Origin of the sequence: uncultured Desulfosarcina sp. (genome assembly GCF_963664155.2) — a bacterium.
Lineage (GTDB): Bacteria > Desulfobacterota > Desulfobacteria > Desulfobacterales > Desulfosarcinaceae > Desulfosarcina.
In genome coordinates this window covers 2,174,517-2,190,471 of record NZ_CAXXXH010000001.1, presented here as the reverse complement: position 1 = coordinate 2,190,471, position 15,955 = coordinate 2,174,517, and the positions used below count along the sequence as shown (strand labels likewise).

Genomic DNA, 15,955 nt, shown 5'->3' with positions numbered 1-15,955 from the left:
TTCCGGCTTATCCGATCACGCAAAGCACGTCTCCCTTGGCCACCGAATCTCCCGAGGCATAGTTGATCGCCTTGACTGTGCCGCTAGCCGGCGCGGACAGGGCGTTTTCCATTTTCATGGCTTCCAGGATCACCACGGTTTCGCCCGCGCTGACCTCGTCTCCCACTTTCTTGTCGTACTTGACGATCATGCCGGGCATGGGCGCGGGCAGGGGGGTGCCGGATGTGTCGGCAGCCGGTACGGGTGCCGGTGCAGCGGCTTTCTTCTCGGCTGCCGGAGCGGGAGCCGCAGCCGGTGCAGACACAGACGCTGCAGGCGCTGCAGCCGGTGCCGCGGGCGTGGCCGCCGGCAACCCGCCGGCAAGCTGAATCTGCTGGGCGTATTTCAGAATGGGGCTGCCGCCTACTTCGTCCACGCCCACCTCGAAGTACTCGTTGTCCACGAAAACGTTGAACGTGCGCAGATTTTCGCCCTTGGCCGGGGCGTCTTTCTTCTTTTCGACCAGTTCACCGGCCTTGGCTTTCTTGAGCAATGCGTCCTGTTTTTTAACCTGCTCCATCGTGATGGGCTTTACCGACGCGGGCGCCTCTTCTTTGCCGTATTTCCACTGCAGGAATTTCTTGCCGGTGACGGGGAACATGGCGTAGGTGACCAGGTCGTCCAGATCCACGGCCAAGTCGCCGATTTCGGCCTTGGCCTTCGCCATCTCAGGCTCCAGCACTTCTGCCGGACGGCAGGTGATGGGTTCTTCGCCGCGGTCGTAGCCCTTGAGGGCTTTTTTCTGCACTTCGGGATCGATGGGCACGGCGGTCTTGCCGTAAAGGCCGTAGCACAGGTCTTTGACCTGCCCGGTGATCATTTTGTAACGCTCCTCCGGGGTATCGAAGAGCACGTTGTTGACCGTCTGAATGCCCACGATCTGGCTGGTGGGCGTGACCAGCGGAATCTGGCCCAGTTCCTTGCGCACCCGCGGCAGTTCCTTGTAGACCTCGCCGATTTTATCCAGGGCGTCCATGTCACGCAGCTGGTTGACCAGGTTGGAGAGCATGCCGCCCGGCGTCTGGTGCAGCAGTACGTTGATGTCGATGATGGACATCTTGGAGTCGTCCAGGAGGTGTTTGTACTTGGGCATGACCTCTTTTTCGAAGATCTCGTTGATCCGGGCCATCAGTTTGATGTCGAAGCCGGTGTCGCGGTTGGTGCCCAGCAGCGCCATGATCAGGGGTTCGATGGCGGCATGGGAGGTGCGGTAGGCATAAGGGGTCATACAGGTGTCGATGATGTCCACGCCCGCCTCGATGGCCTTGAGGTGGCTCATGGGCGACATGCCCGAGGTGAAGTGGCTGTGCAGGTGGATGGGCGCTTTGACGGCGGCTTTCAGGGCCTTGACAATTTCGTAGGCGTCATAGGGGGCGATCAGGCCGGCCATGTCCTTGATGCAGACACTGTCGGCACCCATGGCCTCCAGCTCTTTGGCCTTGTTGACGTAGTAGTCCAGATTATAGACATCGCCGCCCAGGCGCGGTTCGGTCATGGTGTAGCAGATACAGCCCTGGAAATGCTTGCCGTACTCCTTGATCTTGGGTACGACGGTCTGGAAGTTGCGGTAATCGTTGAGGGCGTCGAAGGTCCTGAAGACGTCCATGCCGTTTTCGCAGGCGCGGTCCATGAACGCGTTGGCCACGTCGTCGGCATAGTTGCGGTAGCCCACCAGGTTCTGGGCCCGCAGGAGCATGGAAAAAGGCGTCTTTTTGAAATAGCGCTTCAGGGTGCGGATGCGTTCCCAGGGGTCTTCGTTGAGAAAGCGGTGCATGGTGTCGAAGGTGGCGCCGCCCCAGGTTTCCACGGCCCAGAAACCCACCTGGTCCATCAGTTCGGCCACCGGAATCATGTCCTCGGTGCGCCCGCGGGTGGCAAACAGGCTCTGGTGTCCGTCGCGCAGGCTCAGATCCATGACCTTCAACGGGTTTTCTGCCTTGGGCCGGTTCACATCGTAATTCATTTTGGTCATTTTGACTTGATCGTGGTCACTCATCGTATGGCTCTCCTCTTAAAAAAATTGGATGTTTAATGGCTTGCTCGGTTCCAACGGTTCCTCCCGGTGTTAACGGAGTCGGTTGAAGGTTTTCATCTGCATGAGGTTGCGCATGTTCATCATGCCCTGCCTGCCGGACAGGCTCCACAGGTTGCCCTGGTCAAAGCGGCGGGGCCGCGGCCTTTCGGGGGGGGGCGTGACCAGCGCTTCCTCTTCGGTCTGGATATAGGCCGTGACCGCGGCAAGGGCGGCGGCCAGTCTTTTTTCATTTGCATCCATAAATCGCACCTTTTTTGGGTTCGGTTAGCTTTTTTACAGGGCCGCTACATGGGGATGTTGCCGTGTTTCTTCGGCGGGCGCAGTTCCCGCTTGCTGCACATGACCTCGAGGGCGGCGATCAGTCGCGGCCGGGTCTGGGCCGGTTCGATGACGGCATCGATGTAGCCCCGCTGGGCGGCGCAGTAAGGATTGGAGAACAACTCCTCGTATTCGGCGATCTTTTCGGCCCGTTTGGCCTTGGGATCCGTGGCCTCCTTGATCTCTTTGCGGTGGATGATGTTCGCGGCACCGCCGGCGCCCATGACTGCGATCTCGGCGGTGGGCCAGGCAAAGGCGAAGTCGGCTCCCAGGTCCTTGGAGCACATGGCCAGGTAGGAACCGCCGTAGTCCTTACGGGTTACCAGCAACAGTTTGGGCACCGTGGCCTCGCTGTAGCACCAGAGCAGCTTGGCGCCATGGCGGATGATGCCGCCCCACTCCTGCTGGCTGCCGGGCAGGTACCCGGGCACGTCGGCGATGGTGAGCAGCGGGATGTTGAAGGCGTCGCAGAAGCGGATGAACCGCGTCGCCTTGTCCGATGCATTGATGTCCAGACAGCCGGCCATGACCATGGGCTGATTGGCGATGATGCCGATGGTGCGGCCGTTGAGCCGGGCAAAGGCTGTCAGGATATTGGTGGCAAAGTATTGGAAGGGCTCGAAAAAATCGCCGTTGTCGACGATGGAACGGACCACATCGCGCACGTCGTAGGATTTGTTGGGGCTGTCCGGGATGATGGTGTTGAGGTTTTCGTCCGTGCGCGCGGGATCGTCGCCCGTATCGACCACCGGCGGCTCTTCCATGTTGTTGGCCGGCAGATAGGCAAGCAGGCGCTTGATCTGATTGATGGCGTCTTCGTCGCTCTCACAGGCAAATTGGGCCACCCCGCTTTTTTCATTGTGGGCCATGGCGCCGCCCAGGTCCTCGAAGTTGATCTCTTCGCCGGTGACCGATTTGATCACCTCGGGGCCGGTGATGAACATGTAGCTGGTGTTTTTCACCATGAAAATATAATCGGTCATGGCCGGTGAATAGACGGCGCCGCCGGCGGTGGGACCCATGATGCCTGAAATCTGGGGGATCACGCCGGAGGCCAGCGAGTTGCGATAGAAGATCTGGCCATAGCCGGAGAGGGCATCCACGCCCTCCTGGATGCGGGCACCGCCCGAATCGTTGAGGCCCACGAAGGGGACGCCGGCTTTGAGGGCCATGTCCATGACTTTGCAGATTTTTTTGGCCTGCATCTCTCCGAGGCTTCCCGCCCGGGAGGTGAAATCCTGGGCAAAAGCGAATACCGGTCGGCCATCAACCATGCCGTGCCCGGTGATGACGCCGTCCGAGGGAATGTCGACTTCCTCCATGCCAAAATTCACGCAGCGGTGCTTAACGAACATGTCGATTTCCCGAAAGGTCCCCTTGTCGAACAATTTTCCCAGCCGTTCGCGGGCGGTCAGTTTGCCTTTTTCCTTGTGTTTGGCGACGAGTTTTTTCCCACCCATCTCAAGAATGCGCGCTTCGCGCGTCTTGAGATCCTTGATTTTTTCCTTCACGATACCCATGTCACATTCCTTTCACCTGAAGTGCAGACCATTTTGACTAGCTGCCGGGCAATGATGAAAGTAATCCGTCAGCCGTCCGCAAATTAAATATAATAAAGAAAATAAATGGTTAAAATTTTTTTCCTGTGGAATGTATGCCTGAAACCAAGCCTGTAACCCTTATAGACTCAGCGATTGTTGTCAAGCAAAAAAAGAAGCGTTTCAGCGCCCACGGTGGGGGAGAGTTCTCCCCGCGCCACGGACGCTTCGATATCACGTAACCGGGCCTTGACCTTAGGATGGCTGTAAAAACGCTCCTTGAGTCCGTCCTCGATGCGGGATCCCATCCAGGCCAACGCCTGGTAGCGACGCTTTTCATCCAATTCTCCGGTGGCCGACAGCCGCTTGCGGTGATCCTTTATGGTCTCCCAAAGTGTGTCGACTCCTGCCATTGTCAAGGCGCTGCAGGTCAGCACCGGCGGCGACCAGGTGGGCGTTGCCGGGTTGAGCAGGTGAAGGGCCATCTCATAGGATCGTCGGGCCTTTTGCGCCTTTTCCAGGTTGTCGCCGTCGGCCTTGTTGATGGCCACCGCGTCGGCCAGTTCCAGCACTCCTTTTTTGATGCCTTGAAGCTCGTCCCCGGCACCGGCCAGCATGAGGACCAGGAAAAAATCCACCATGGAGGCCACCGTGGTTTCCGATTGCCCTACCCCAACCGTTTCTACGAGCACCACATCGAACCCGGCGGCCTCGCAGATCAGCAGCGTCTCCCGGGTCATGCGGGCTACGCCGCCCAGGGTGCCGCCGGAGGGTGACGGGCGGATAAACGCACCCGGCGCAACGGAAAGCCGTTCCATGCGGGTTTTGTCCGCCATGACGCTGCCCCCGCTGCGGGTACTGCTGGGGTCTACGGCCAGCACCGCCACCTGAAGGCCGTTTTCCACCAGCATCATGCCGAAGCTCTCGATGAAAGTGCTCTTGCCGACACCGGGAACGCCGGTGATGCCGAGGCGCACGGCCTTTCCTGTTTCCGGTAGCAAACGATCCACCACGGTTCGGCCCAGACTCCGGTGCGCGGGGTGCGCGCTTTCGATCAGGGTGATGGTTTTGGCCAGGATCCGGCGGTTGCCGGATCGGACGCCGTCGATATAATAGTCGGGATCTTTATCACCCATCGGGAAAAATGGCTCCCATGGTCGCTTAAAGTATTTTGAGTAAGTCCACGCTCCTCCTGCCTGGATAATGTTTTCCGAGGTCGGCGGGAAAAGCGGGGATCTGGGTTAACAATTATTTTGACTTTCGGTTGTCCAGGGCGTTGAGCACCTTGTTGGCCGATTCGGTAATGGCCGTTCCGGGGCCGAAGACGCCTACGGCACCGGCCCGGTAAAGAAAGTCGTAGTCGCCCGGCGGAATCACGCCGCCGACAATGACCAGAATATCTTCGCCGCCGGCTTCCTTGAGGGCGCTGATCAACTGCGGTACCAACGCCTTATGGCCGGCCGCCAGACTGGAGGCGCCCACCAGGTGAACGTCGTTTTCCACGGCCATTTTTGCCGCTTCCTCCGGCGTCTGGAACATGGGACTGATGTCCACGTCAAAGCCCAGATCGGCAAAGGCCGTTGCCACCACCTTGACGCCGCGGTCGTGGCCGTCCTGACCCATCTTGGTGAGCAGAATGCGGGGCCGTCTGCCCTCCTTTTCCATAAAGTCCGTGGTGCGCTTGCGAATGGCATCAATGACCGCGCTGTCCGAATATTCGGAGGCGTAAACCCCGGAGATGCACTGGGTGGTGGCCACGAACCGGCCAAAGACCTTTTCCATGGCATCGGACACTTCGCCCACGGTGGCCCGGGCGCGGATGGCGTCGATGCTGGCCGCCAGCAGATTGCCGCCTTTTTCGGCGGCCCGGGTGATGCCGTTGAGGGCGCTGTGTACGACCGCGTCGTCACGTTCGGCCTTGAGTTTATTGATCATGCGGATCTGGTCTTCGCGCACCTGTTCCGAAACTTCCAGAACGTCCATGGGAGTATCTTCGTCGAGCTTGTACTTGTTGACCCCCACAATGACATCCAGTCCCTGATCGATCCGGGCCTGTTTGCGGGCCGCGGACTCCTCGACGCGCAGTTTGGGCATGCCGGTTTCGATGGCCTTGGCCATGCCGCCCAGTTCCTCCACCTCATCGATGATTTTGCGGGCTTCTCTGATGATTCCGTCGGTGAGCGATTCGATATAGTAGGAGCCGCCCAGCGGGTCGACGGTATGGCACACTTGGGATTCTTCCTGGATGATGATCTGGGTGTTGCGGGCGATGCGGGCTGAAAAATCCGTAGGCAATCCCACGGCTTCGTCGAAGGAGTTGGTGTGCAGGCTCTGAGTGCCGCCCAACACTGCAGCCAGCGCTTCCAGGGTGGTGCGGATGATATTGTTGTAGGGGTCCTGCTGGGTGAGGCTCCAGCCCGAGGTCTGAACATGGGTCCTCAGCATGGAGGATTTGGGATTCTTCGGGTTGAAGGGCTTGAGCATGTCGTGCCACAGGTAGCGGGCCGCCCGCAGCATGGCGATCTCCATGAAAAAGTTCATGCCCACGCCGAAGAAGAAGCTGAGTCGGGGGGCAAACGCGTCGATGTCCAGTCCGGCAGCGATGGCGGCGCGGACATACTCCAACCCGTCTGCCAGGGTGAAGGCCGTTTGGAGCACGCTGTTGGCGCCGGCTTCCATCATGTGGTAGCCGCTGATGCTGACCGTGTTGAATTTGGGCATGTTTTCGGAGCAGTAGGCGATGATGTCCGAAACGATGCGCATGGAGGGCGTAGGCGGATAGATGTAAGTGTTTCGGGTCAGGTACTCTTTCAGGATGTCGTTTTGAATGGTGCCGGAAAGCTGCTCCTGTTTGACCCCCTGCTCTTCGGCGGCAACGATGTAACCGGCCATGATGGGCAGCACCGCACCGTTCATGGTCATGGAAACGCTCATTTTATCCAGGGGGATCTGGTCGAAGAGCACTTTCATGTCTTCCACCGAGTCGATGGCCACACCGGCCTTGCCCACATCGCCCATTACCCGGGGGTGATCCGAATCATAGCCGCGGTGAGTGGCCAGGTCAAAGGCCACCGAGAGGCCCTTCTGCCCCGCGGCAAGGTTGCGGCGGTAAAAGGCGTTGGAGTCCTTGGCCGTTGAAAAGCCGGCATACTGACGAATGGTCCAGGGGCGCCCGGCATACATGGTGGCCATGGGGCCGCGGACATAGGGGGCGAAACCGGGCAGGGTGTTGATGTGGGGCATGCCTTCCAGGTCCTGGGCCGTGTACAACGGCTTAACCCGTATCCCCTCCGGGGTTTCCCATTGAAGGTCTTCCAGGGATTTTCCCCTGAGCTGCTTGTTGGCCAAATCCTTCCATTTCTGCAATTCGGGATGTTCTGACATGGTATGCTCCTTTGTTAAAAACGGTTGATCGATTCAAATGGTATTGCCGGCCTGCCGGAAAATGCCATTTTATCAACAACGAAATCAGTTCAAATTGTTGCCTGGATTGGAAATAGCTCGCCAGACCATTTCAAAAAGCATGCTGGCCTGATCGGTCAATCGGCCCTGCTGCCCTCTGGAGATCCACATGGTAAATGCCCGCTGCACGGTCCCCAGCATGAAATCCAACAATACCCCGGCCCGTACATGGGGATTCAGTTGGCCCTCTTTCTGGCCGTTGCGCAGGACTTCCAGGTAGAGGTTGATCATCTTTTTCTGCTTGAATGTTTCGTCGGCCATCCAGGTTTTCATGGGCAAGGTCATGAAGATGATTCTGGCCAGCCCCGGATTGCGCTCGTAGTAATCCAACTGAAGCCAGAGAACTTTGCGCATCTTTTCCTTCAGGTCTTCAATGCCCTGGAGGTGGTCGTAGATTCGTTCGGTCAGTTTGCCCAGCCAGACGTCCACAAAGGCAAAGACCAGCCGCTCTTTCGATCCGTAGTGTTTATAAATGGTGGAAAAACTTACACCCGCCCGGTTGGCTACGTCGCGGATGTTGGCCTTGTGAAAATCGGAATGGGAAAAAATGTCCAGAACAGCCTGTTCCAGCCGTTGGTACACTTCAGGTTTAAGGGGTGTGAACATTGTTATGTTTTGTCCGGTTGGATTGGTCAGCTCAATGGCAGGTTATATCTAAACAACCTGTATTTACTATATAAAATTTATTTTCAGTTTGTTCAATTTCTATTGAAATGCTTTGAATAATAATGATGTTTCTCTTTAAAAAATTTGTATTTATTTGAATCTATTAAAAATAAATGTTTTGATGGGGTCGATTTAACTTGTAAGTGTAACATTGTTATGGTTCAGCACGTTAGAATGCACGCCAATCCTCTGTCAAGAAAAATTTTATGAATTGCAATCAGTTGATGCGGATAATTTTTATTTAAACCGGTCATCGTGTCATGTCTGCGATAACCGACCGCCCACCCTCAGTAGCCCTGTTCCTAAATCTGATGGCATTTGATCGCCGAGGCAACCCGATTCGCCGCGCTGTTCGGCGCGCCAATAGCACTGCTATTGGCGCTTCTCCCGCCTTGCGATCCGGCCGCCTCGGCAATCTCGGCGCGTCACCGTATTTACGAACAGGAGCACTTGGGCTTGATCCCGAACCGGAAGGTGCATATAGTCCCGGCACTGAAATTTTCGAATGCATCGGTTGAGAGGGTTGGACGTCAGCACTATCCTCCTGCATTCCTGGAAAGGAAATGGCCGCGAGAACCGGCCAACATTGATGTACACACTCGACGATTACGATTACCATCTGCCGGAGGCGCTTGTCGCCCAAACCCCGGCAACCGATCGGGACGGATCACGGCTTTTGCACCTGAACCGCAATAGTGGCGTTGTTTCGCATTGGCATTTTCATGATATCGTCAACCTGCTCCGCCCCTCGGACGTGCTGGTGGTGAACAACACCCGTGTCATCCCGGGACGCCTGCATGGCCGCAAGGCAACCGGCGGAAAAGCTGAACTGCTGATCCTCGATTACGGTGAAACCGATGGTCGTGGCAGTGATGACTTTAACCGGTTGTATCGCTGTCTGATCAAGGCTTCCAAACAGGCCGCTGCCGGGACGCGGATCATTTTCGACGAGGGACTGGTTGCCGAGGTCCAGGATTTTTCCAACGGCGTATATACGGTGGCATTTTCAGCACCGGAACCTTTTGACGGCCTGCTCAGCCGAATCGGCAGAATGCCCCTCCCTCCCTATATTAAAAGGGACGAAACGCAGCCGGATGAAGCGGACCGGATGCGCTATCAGACCGTGTATGCCCGCGAGCAGGGCGCCATTGCCGCCCCTACCGCCGGTTTGCATTTTACCGATCAAGTTTTGTCGCGCATCCGGGAAAAGGGCGTCGCGGTGACGGCCGTCACCCTCCACGTGGGATACGGCACCTTTCTACCGGTGCGAGTGGATGATATCCGGGACCACCGCATGCATGAAGAGTGGTTTTCCATTCCAGAAGAAACGGCCCGAATCGTCAGCCGGGCCAAAACCGGAGGTCGCCGGGTGGTGGCCGTGGGCACCACCAGCGTGCGCACCTTGGAGTATGCCACCGGATCGGACGGGATCCTCCACCCGGGAAGCGGCCGGTGCGATCTGTTCATCTATCCCGGCTACCCGTTCAAGACCGTGGACGCCATGATCACCAACTTTCACCTGCCACGATCCACCCTGCTTATGCTGGTGTCGGCCTTTGCCGGCAGGGAAACTATTTTGCACACTTACGATAAGGCCGTGGATGAAAAATACCGGTTTTTCAGTTATGGGGACGCGATGTTCATCGATTGAGGGTTCAAGGGGGCAAGGATTCGAGGTTTCGAGTGAACCGCTTTGAATCAAGGGTAGTTTCCATGAAGCGAACCAATTTTACCAACCTTTCAGATGCAACCAATGAACCGAACCTGTCATGCTTGATTTCAAATTGATTGCGCAGTCCGGCGCGGCTCGCGCCGGTGTCTTTGATACACTCCACGGCCGAGTGGAAACCCCGGTGTTCATGCCCGTGGGAACCCAGGCCACGGTCAAGGCCATGAGCCCGGAAGAGCTCAAGGCGGCCGGTGCCCAGATTATTTTGGGCAACACCTACCATCTCTACCTTCGGCCCGGATGCGATATCATCGGGAGATTCGCCGGTCTGCACCGATTCATGAACTGGGATCGGCCCATCCTTACCGACAGCGGAGGCTTCCAGGTGTTTTCTCTTTCCAGGCTGCGCAAGCTCACCGAGGCGGGCTACGCTTTCCAGTCCCACATTGACGGTTCCCGGCACATGCTTTCGCCGGAGAAATCCATCGAGGTTCAGATCTGCTTGAATTCAGATATCATCATGTGCCTGGATCAGTGCCTCGAACATCCGGCTACGTATGAGCAGGCCGCCGCAACGCTGGCGTTGACTACCCGTTGGGCCCAGCGATGCAAAACCTTTTGGCAGGAACGAACCGACCAGCAAAACAGCCTGTTCGGCATCGTCCAGGGCGGCATGTTTGCGGATCTGCGAGCGCGTTCGGCCGAAGCGATCGCAGCGATCGACTTCCCCGGATACGCCATCGGTGGCCTGAGCGTGGGTGAGCCCAAGGAATTGATGATGGAAATGGCGGCCCATACCCTGCCATTGCTGCCCGATGATCGGCCCCGGTATATTATGGGGGTGGGCACCCCCGAGGATCTGGTGGAACTGGTGGACCGGGGGGCCGACATGTTCGACTGCGTCATGCCCACGCGTAACGCCCGAAACGGGCAGCTGTTCACCGAGCGGGGTACTCTCAACATCTGCAACGCCCGCTTTCGTGAAGATGAGGGGCCGGTGGATCCGTCCTGCGACTGCTATACCTGCCGCCATTACAGCCTGGCCTACCTTCGTCACCTTTATACGGCGCGTGAAATCCTGGCATACCGGCTAAACACCATCCATAACCTTCACTATTACGTGAATCTGGTAAAGGCCATGCGCAGGGCGATCCTGGCCGGAACGTTTGACCAGTTTAAAAAGGCGTTCTATAGTAAACATTGACGGTTTTGTAACAAGTCCGATATCCAATTCTATTCAGAAATTGGGTTTATCAATTTCGGGAAAGGGCTCTGATATGAAAGAAAAAGTGAAAGCGGCCATCGATAAGATACGGCCCATGCTCCAGGCGGACGGCGGTGATGTGGAACTGATCAGCGTTGACAACGGCATCGTCAAGGTTCGGCTGCAGGGTGCCTGTGCCGGCTGCCCCATGTCCCAGATGACGCTCAAAAACGGTATCGAGCGGGTACTGAAGCAGCAGATCCCCGAACTCAAATCGGTTGAATCGGTCTGATTTTTCCTGCTTTCAGGAAGATGCCCAACAGCCGGGTGAACATGTCCGGTGTGTGATTGCCGTGGCGGCGGGCGACACTGCCGCCATCCGTATGCCCTTCTTTTTCCTTGTTGACACAAGGGCCCGCCATTTTTTAGTCTACGCGCTTGTTATTGCCGACCCATGCTGATCCACAGGAGAGGCGGATGTTATCCCTGTCTCGTCGATTTGCGGATCTTCGAATCCGCTACAAAATGCTTATCAGCTATTCCGCGGTATTTGTTCTCTCGTTTTCGATTGGCAGTGGAATTATATATTTTTTTGTTAAGGAAGCCATCGAAACCAATATTGAAAGCGAGCTGACCACTACCACCCAAACCATATTGAACATGGTACGGACTTCTGCCGGCGTTTCCATAAAAAACCACCTGCGTGCCGTTGCCGAAAAGAACAGGGAAATTGCCCAGCATTTTTACCAGCAGGCCCAGGCCGGTTACTTCAGCATGGAAGAGGCCAAAAGCCGAACCCGGGACGTCATGCTGAGCCAGACGATCGGAAAAACCGGATATATCTACTGCATCGACAGCCATGGCGTCATCTTGATTCATCCGGAAAACGCCCTGGTTCATGTGGACCTGTCCGACTATTCCTTTATCGCTGATCAGAAGATAAGGAAGGTCGGTTATCTGGAATACAACTGGAAGAACCCGGGGGAGACCCATCCACGACCCAAAGCCTTGTACATGACCTATTTCGAACCCTGGGACTGGATCATTTCGGTCTCTTCTTATCGGAATGAATTCAGAGAACTGGTCAACGTGGGGGATTTCCGAAACAGCATCCTGTCGATCGTATTCGGCCAGACGGGATACTCCTATGTTTTGGACCTCGAAGGAAATCTGATTGTGCACCCCTCACTCGAGGGTAATTATTTCGAAGCCACCGATGTCAAGGGACGTCAATTCATTCGGGAAATCTGCGAGCGTAAAAGTGGAAAAATTATCTATTCATGGGCGCCGCCCGATGAATTGGATGCCCGTGAAAAACTGGTCATATTCAACTACATTCCTGAATATGAGTGGATTGTCGCCTCTTCCAGCTACCTGGAGGAGTTTTATGCACCGCTCAAGACCATCGGCCACCTGATCCTGGCCACCGTGGTGATCTCGTTCATTCTGGTTCTGCCCATTACCCTGCGGATCAGCGCATCCATTACCAACCCGCTTCAAGAATTGATGAATCGATTTGCGTCGGGCGCCAGGGGGGACATCTCGGTGCGTATGCAGCGGCAAAGTCGTGACGAAGTGGGAGCGCTGGCCAACTATTTCAACGCCTTTATGGAGCGGTTGGAGGTCTATAGTGAAAGTCTGAAGACGGAAATCAGCGACCGTAAAAAGGCGGAGGCCGCCATTCGAAAAAGCGAAGCCAAATACAGGGAACTGGTGGAAAATGCCAACAGCATTATCCTGCGGATGACACCGCAGGGTACCATCACTTTTTTCAATGAATTTGCACAGCGGTTTTTTGGGTACACTGAGTTGGAAATTTTGGGAAAGCCGGTCGTGGGTACCATCATTCCCGAGGAGACGCCCGACGGCATCCAGATGATGGTCCGGCAATCCAGCCAGCGAGGGGGTCAATCGTATGCGAATATGCTGCGCAACGGCAACCGGGTATGGATTGCCTGGACCAGCCGGACCACCCATGACCGTTCCGGCGAGATAAAGGAATACCTGTGCATCGGCACCGATATCACGGAAGCCCGGAAAATGGAAAACATGATGGTTCAGACCGAGAAGATGATGAGCGTCGGGGGCTTGGCTGCCGGCATGGCCCATGAGATCAACAATCCGCTGGGAGGGATGCTGCAGAGCCTTCAAAACGTCATTCGGCGAATGTCTACCGGATTGCCCGCCAACGAAGCCGATGCAGTGGCGTGCGGCACCCGATTGGAAACCATTCGCTGTTATCTGGAAAAAAGAGAGATCTTCCGGTTTTTGGAAAATATCCGGGTCTCCGGAGAGCGGGCATCGCACATCGTCGAAAATATGCTCAGCTTCAGCCGGCGCAGCGAATCGAGGAAAACACCGGTTAATTTGTCAGAATTGTTGGATAAGGCCGTTGAACTGGCGGCCCACGACTATGATTTGAAAAAGAAATTTGATTTTCGCCACATCCGGGTTGTCCGGCAATATGAACCGGACATGGTGCCGGTTCCCTGTGCGGCCACCGAAATCGAGCAGGTGATCCTCAACCTGCTGCGTAATGCAGCCCAGGCCATGGGCGAAAACGGGCGGCAGCGGCAGCCACCCTGTATTACTTTGAGCCTACGCAGGGAAAGCGATTCAGCGGTTATTGAAATTGCGGACAACGGGCCGGGCATGGATGCACAGCGGCTCAAACGGATCTTCGAACCGTTTTTCACCACCAAGGAAGTCGGGGTGGGAACGGGGTTAGGACTGTCGGTTTCTTATTTTATCATCACCAACAACCACAACGGTTCCATGTCCGCGGATGCATCCCCGGGCAAGGGGGCGACTTTTATCATCCGGTTGCCGTTATCCGATTCTTCGATGGGATACCCACACCCATCCGGCGACAGCACCGCGACCGACCCGACGGAGTTCATTCATGTCAGCTGAAATCGCACTGCAAAACTGTGTTCTCGTTATCGATGATGAAGATATTGTGCGGGACAGCATTTCCACCTATCTGGAAGACAGCGGATTTGTTGTCCACCAGGCTAAAGATGGCAAAGAAGGGCTTGAACGCTTTCGGCAGGTCGATCCGAATGTGGTGTTGCTGGATCTTCGCATGCCGCGCATGGACGGGCTTGAGGTACTGGCGTCGATTGCCGAGGAACTTGACCAGGTCCCCGTAATCGTGGTTACCGGAGCCGGTGTGCTCCAGGATGCCGTGGCGGCCCTGCGCCTGGGGGCCTTCGATTTTGTCACCAAACCCATCGTCGACATGGCGGTGCTGGAGCATGCGGTAAACCGTGCCTTGGAGCGCACCCGCCTTATAGAGGAGAACCGGCGTTATCAGGCCCACCTGGAGGACGAAATCCGCGCACGGACCCAGGACCTCCGTTGGCGAACCGAACAACTGCTGGCGGCCAACGCAGAATTGGAAAAGGAAATGGCCATCCGGGAAAAGACCGCTTCCGCTCTAAAGCAGAGCGAAGCCCGTCTGGCTGAAGTCGTCTCCATTTTTGAAGGGTTCATATATACCTGTGATTCGGAGTTCTGTCTGGATTTCGTCAATCGCAAACTGGCCGATCACGTGGGCGGGGATGTGGCCGGCAAGGTCTGCCATCATGTCCTGTATGGCTTGGACCAGCCGTGCCCATGGTGTCGATACTCAGACGTGTTTGGGGGCCAGACCGCACACACTGAATTTTACAACGAAAAAGACGGTCGCTGGTATGATGCTGTTCAATCGCCGATGTTCGGCAGTGAGGGACAGGTACGAAACCTACAAGCCGTGGTGCTGGATATTTCTGAACGCAAAGCCACTGAAGACTGGCTGCGCCAGCGGGAGGCTCAGCTTTCGGAAAAAAACCGGCGCCTGAAATCTTCCATGCGGACGGCGAGCCGGTTCGGCCATATCATCGGCAAGAGCCGCCCCATGCAGGAGGTTTACGAGAACATCCTCAAGGCTGCGGAATCCAACGCCCACGTGATCATCTACGGCGAATCCGGCACCGGCAAGGAACTGGTGGCCAAGACCATCCACGACCTGTCCGACCGCGGCAGCAAAAAATTTGTTACGGTTCATTGCGGTGCCATTCCGGACAACCTTATCGAAAGCGAATTCTTCGGCTATCGCAAAGGGGCCTTTACCGGAGCGGATCAGGACAAGCCCGGCTACCTGGATGCGGCCGACGGCGGAACCCTGTTCATGGACGAAGTGGGTGAGCTGAACCTGACCATGCAGGTCAAGTTGCTGCGGGCTATCGAGGGCGGGGGATTCACCCCCATCGGCAGCAGCGTGGTGCAACAGGCCGACATCCGCATCGTGGCAGCCACCAATCGCAATCTGCGAAGCAGTCTGGAATCGGGCCGCTTTCGAAAAGATTTTTACTATCGGATCCATATTCTGCCTATTTATCTGCCTTGCCTGAAATCCAGAAAAGAGGATATACCGCTGCTGGTAAACCATTTTGTCAGCGACTTTCACCATGGTGACAAGCTTCCCGTGGTGCCCCAGCGAATCATTGCAGCCATGCAGCGCTATGATTGGCCGGGGAATGTCCGCGAACTGCAAAACAGTGTTCATCGGTATATCACCTTAGGAGAGATCGATTTTTTGGACCTTCCCCAGCCGAGTGACACACCTGACATCCCACCGGGCAGACCGCGCTTTCAACCCGATGGGCCCAGTGAGGCTTTGAGCGATGCCGTCAGTGCCTTCGAAAAGGCATTCATCGAACACCAGCTCAAGGAAAACCAATGGCATCGCTCCCGCGTTGCCGAGTTGCTGGGCATTGATCGGCGAACGCTTTTCCGCAAAATGAAAGCCTATGGGCTTTAATCTTCCCTAGTTGGGACATAAAATTCCCAAATCTTAATTTATCTTTAAAAACAAACAAATAAAGCCACAATTATATTGTAATGGGACAAATAAGCCCCATTTATTCAAAGAATCGGATTCATTAAAAAACCGATTTTCATAGGACGCAACCGATTGTTTATTAAATAATTAAATGTTTTTTCCAGCTATGGCACTGCCCTTGCTTTTTACTTGATTCGAA

General features: G+C 55.9%; 11 protein-coding genes. 5 read left to right on the top strand and 6 right to left on the bottom strand.

Annotated elements, in window-relative coordinates:
- Nucleotides 1-7: 7 nt before the first annotated feature.
- The 6 genes from ACHZBS_RS10025 to ACHZBS_RS10000 form a co-directional block, all read right to left on the bottom strand.
- The gene (locus ACHZBS_RS10025; protein WP_319406358.1) at nt 8-2,035 is read right to left on the bottom strand and encodes a pyruvate carboxylase subunit B; all 2,028 of its coding nucleotides are present in this window, start codon (nt 2,033-2,035) and stop codon (nt 8-10) included.
- Between the two features lie 69 nt (nt 2,036-2,104).
- Entirely contained in the window at nt 2,105-2,314 is a 210-nt protein-coding gene (locus ACHZBS_RS10020) for a hypothetical protein (protein ID WP_319406357.1), read from the bottom strand.
- Between the two features lie 44 nt (nt 2,315-2,358).
- Nucleotides 2,359-3,912 carry a carboxyl transferase domain-containing protein gene (locus tag ACHZBS_RS10015; RefSeq protein ID WP_319406356.1) on the bottom strand — a complete coding sequence of 518 codons (1,554 nt, stop codon included), beginning with the start codon at nt 3,910-3,912 and terminating at the stop codon, nt 2,359-2,361.
- A gap of 167 nt (nt 3,913-4,079) precedes the next feature.
- Entirely contained in the window at nt 4,080-5,066 is a 987-nt protein-coding gene (gene meaB, locus ACHZBS_RS10010; RefSeq protein WP_319406355.1) for a methylmalonyl Co-A mutase-associated GTPase MeaB, read from the bottom strand.
- A 112-nt stretch (nt 5,067-5,178) separates the two neighbouring features.
- Nucleotides 5,179-7,314 (bottom strand): methylmalonyl-CoA mutase, encoded by a 2,136-nt coding sequence (gene scpA, locus ACHZBS_RS10005; RefSeq protein ID WP_319406354.1) that lies wholly within the window; start codon nt 7,312-7,314, stop codon nt 5,179-5,181.
- A gap of 84 nt (nt 7,315-7,398) precedes the next feature.
- On the bottom strand, nt 7,399-7,998 hold the full coding sequence (locus tag ACHZBS_RS10000) for a TetR/AcrR family transcriptional regulator (RefSeq protein WP_319406353.1): 600 nt from the start codon (nt 7,996-7,998) through the stop codon (nt 7,399-7,401).
- 565 nt (nt 7,999-8,563) lie between these two features.
- On the opposite strand from ACHZBS_RS10000, the gene queA reads away from it, so the two are divergent.
- From queA to ACHZBS_RS09975, 5 genes are all read left to right on the top strand, one after another.
- Nucleotides 8,564-9,709 carry a tRNA preQ1(34) S-adenosylmethionine ribosyltransferase-isomerase QueA gene (gene queA, locus ACHZBS_RS09995; protein WP_319406352.1) on the top strand — a complete coding sequence of 382 codons (1,146 nt, stop codon included), beginning with the start codon at nt 8,564-8,566 and terminating at the stop codon, nt 9,707-9,709.
- 118 nt (nt 9,710-9,827) lie between these two features.
- Nucleotides 9,828-10,931: a tRNA guanosine(34) transglycosylase Tgt gene (tgt, locus tag ACHZBS_RS09990; RefSeq protein ID WP_319406351.1), complete on the top strand. Its 1,104-nt coding sequence runs from the start codon at nt 9,828-9,830 to the stop codon at nt 10,929-10,931.
- Nucleotides 10,932-11,004: 73 nt separating this feature from the next.
- The gene (locus ACHZBS_RS09985) at nt 11,005-11,223 is read left to right on the top strand and encodes a NifU family protein (RefSeq protein ID WP_319406350.1); all 219 of its coding nucleotides are present in this window, start codon (nt 11,005-11,007) and stop codon (nt 11,221-11,223) included.
- A 185-nt stretch (nt 11,224-11,408) separates the two neighbouring features.
- Entirely contained in the window at nt 11,409-13,844 is a 2,436-nt protein-coding gene (locus ACHZBS_RS09980; RefSeq protein ID WP_319406349.1) for a cache domain-containing protein, read from the top strand.
- Entirely contained in the window at nt 13,834-15,735 is a 1,902-nt protein-coding gene (locus ACHZBS_RS09975; protein ID WP_319406348.1) for a sigma 54-interacting transcriptional regulator, read from the top strand. Before ACHZBS_RS09980 ends, ACHZBS_RS09975 begins: the two co-directional genes overlap by 11 nt.
- Nucleotides 15,736-15,955 lie beyond the last annotated feature (220 nt).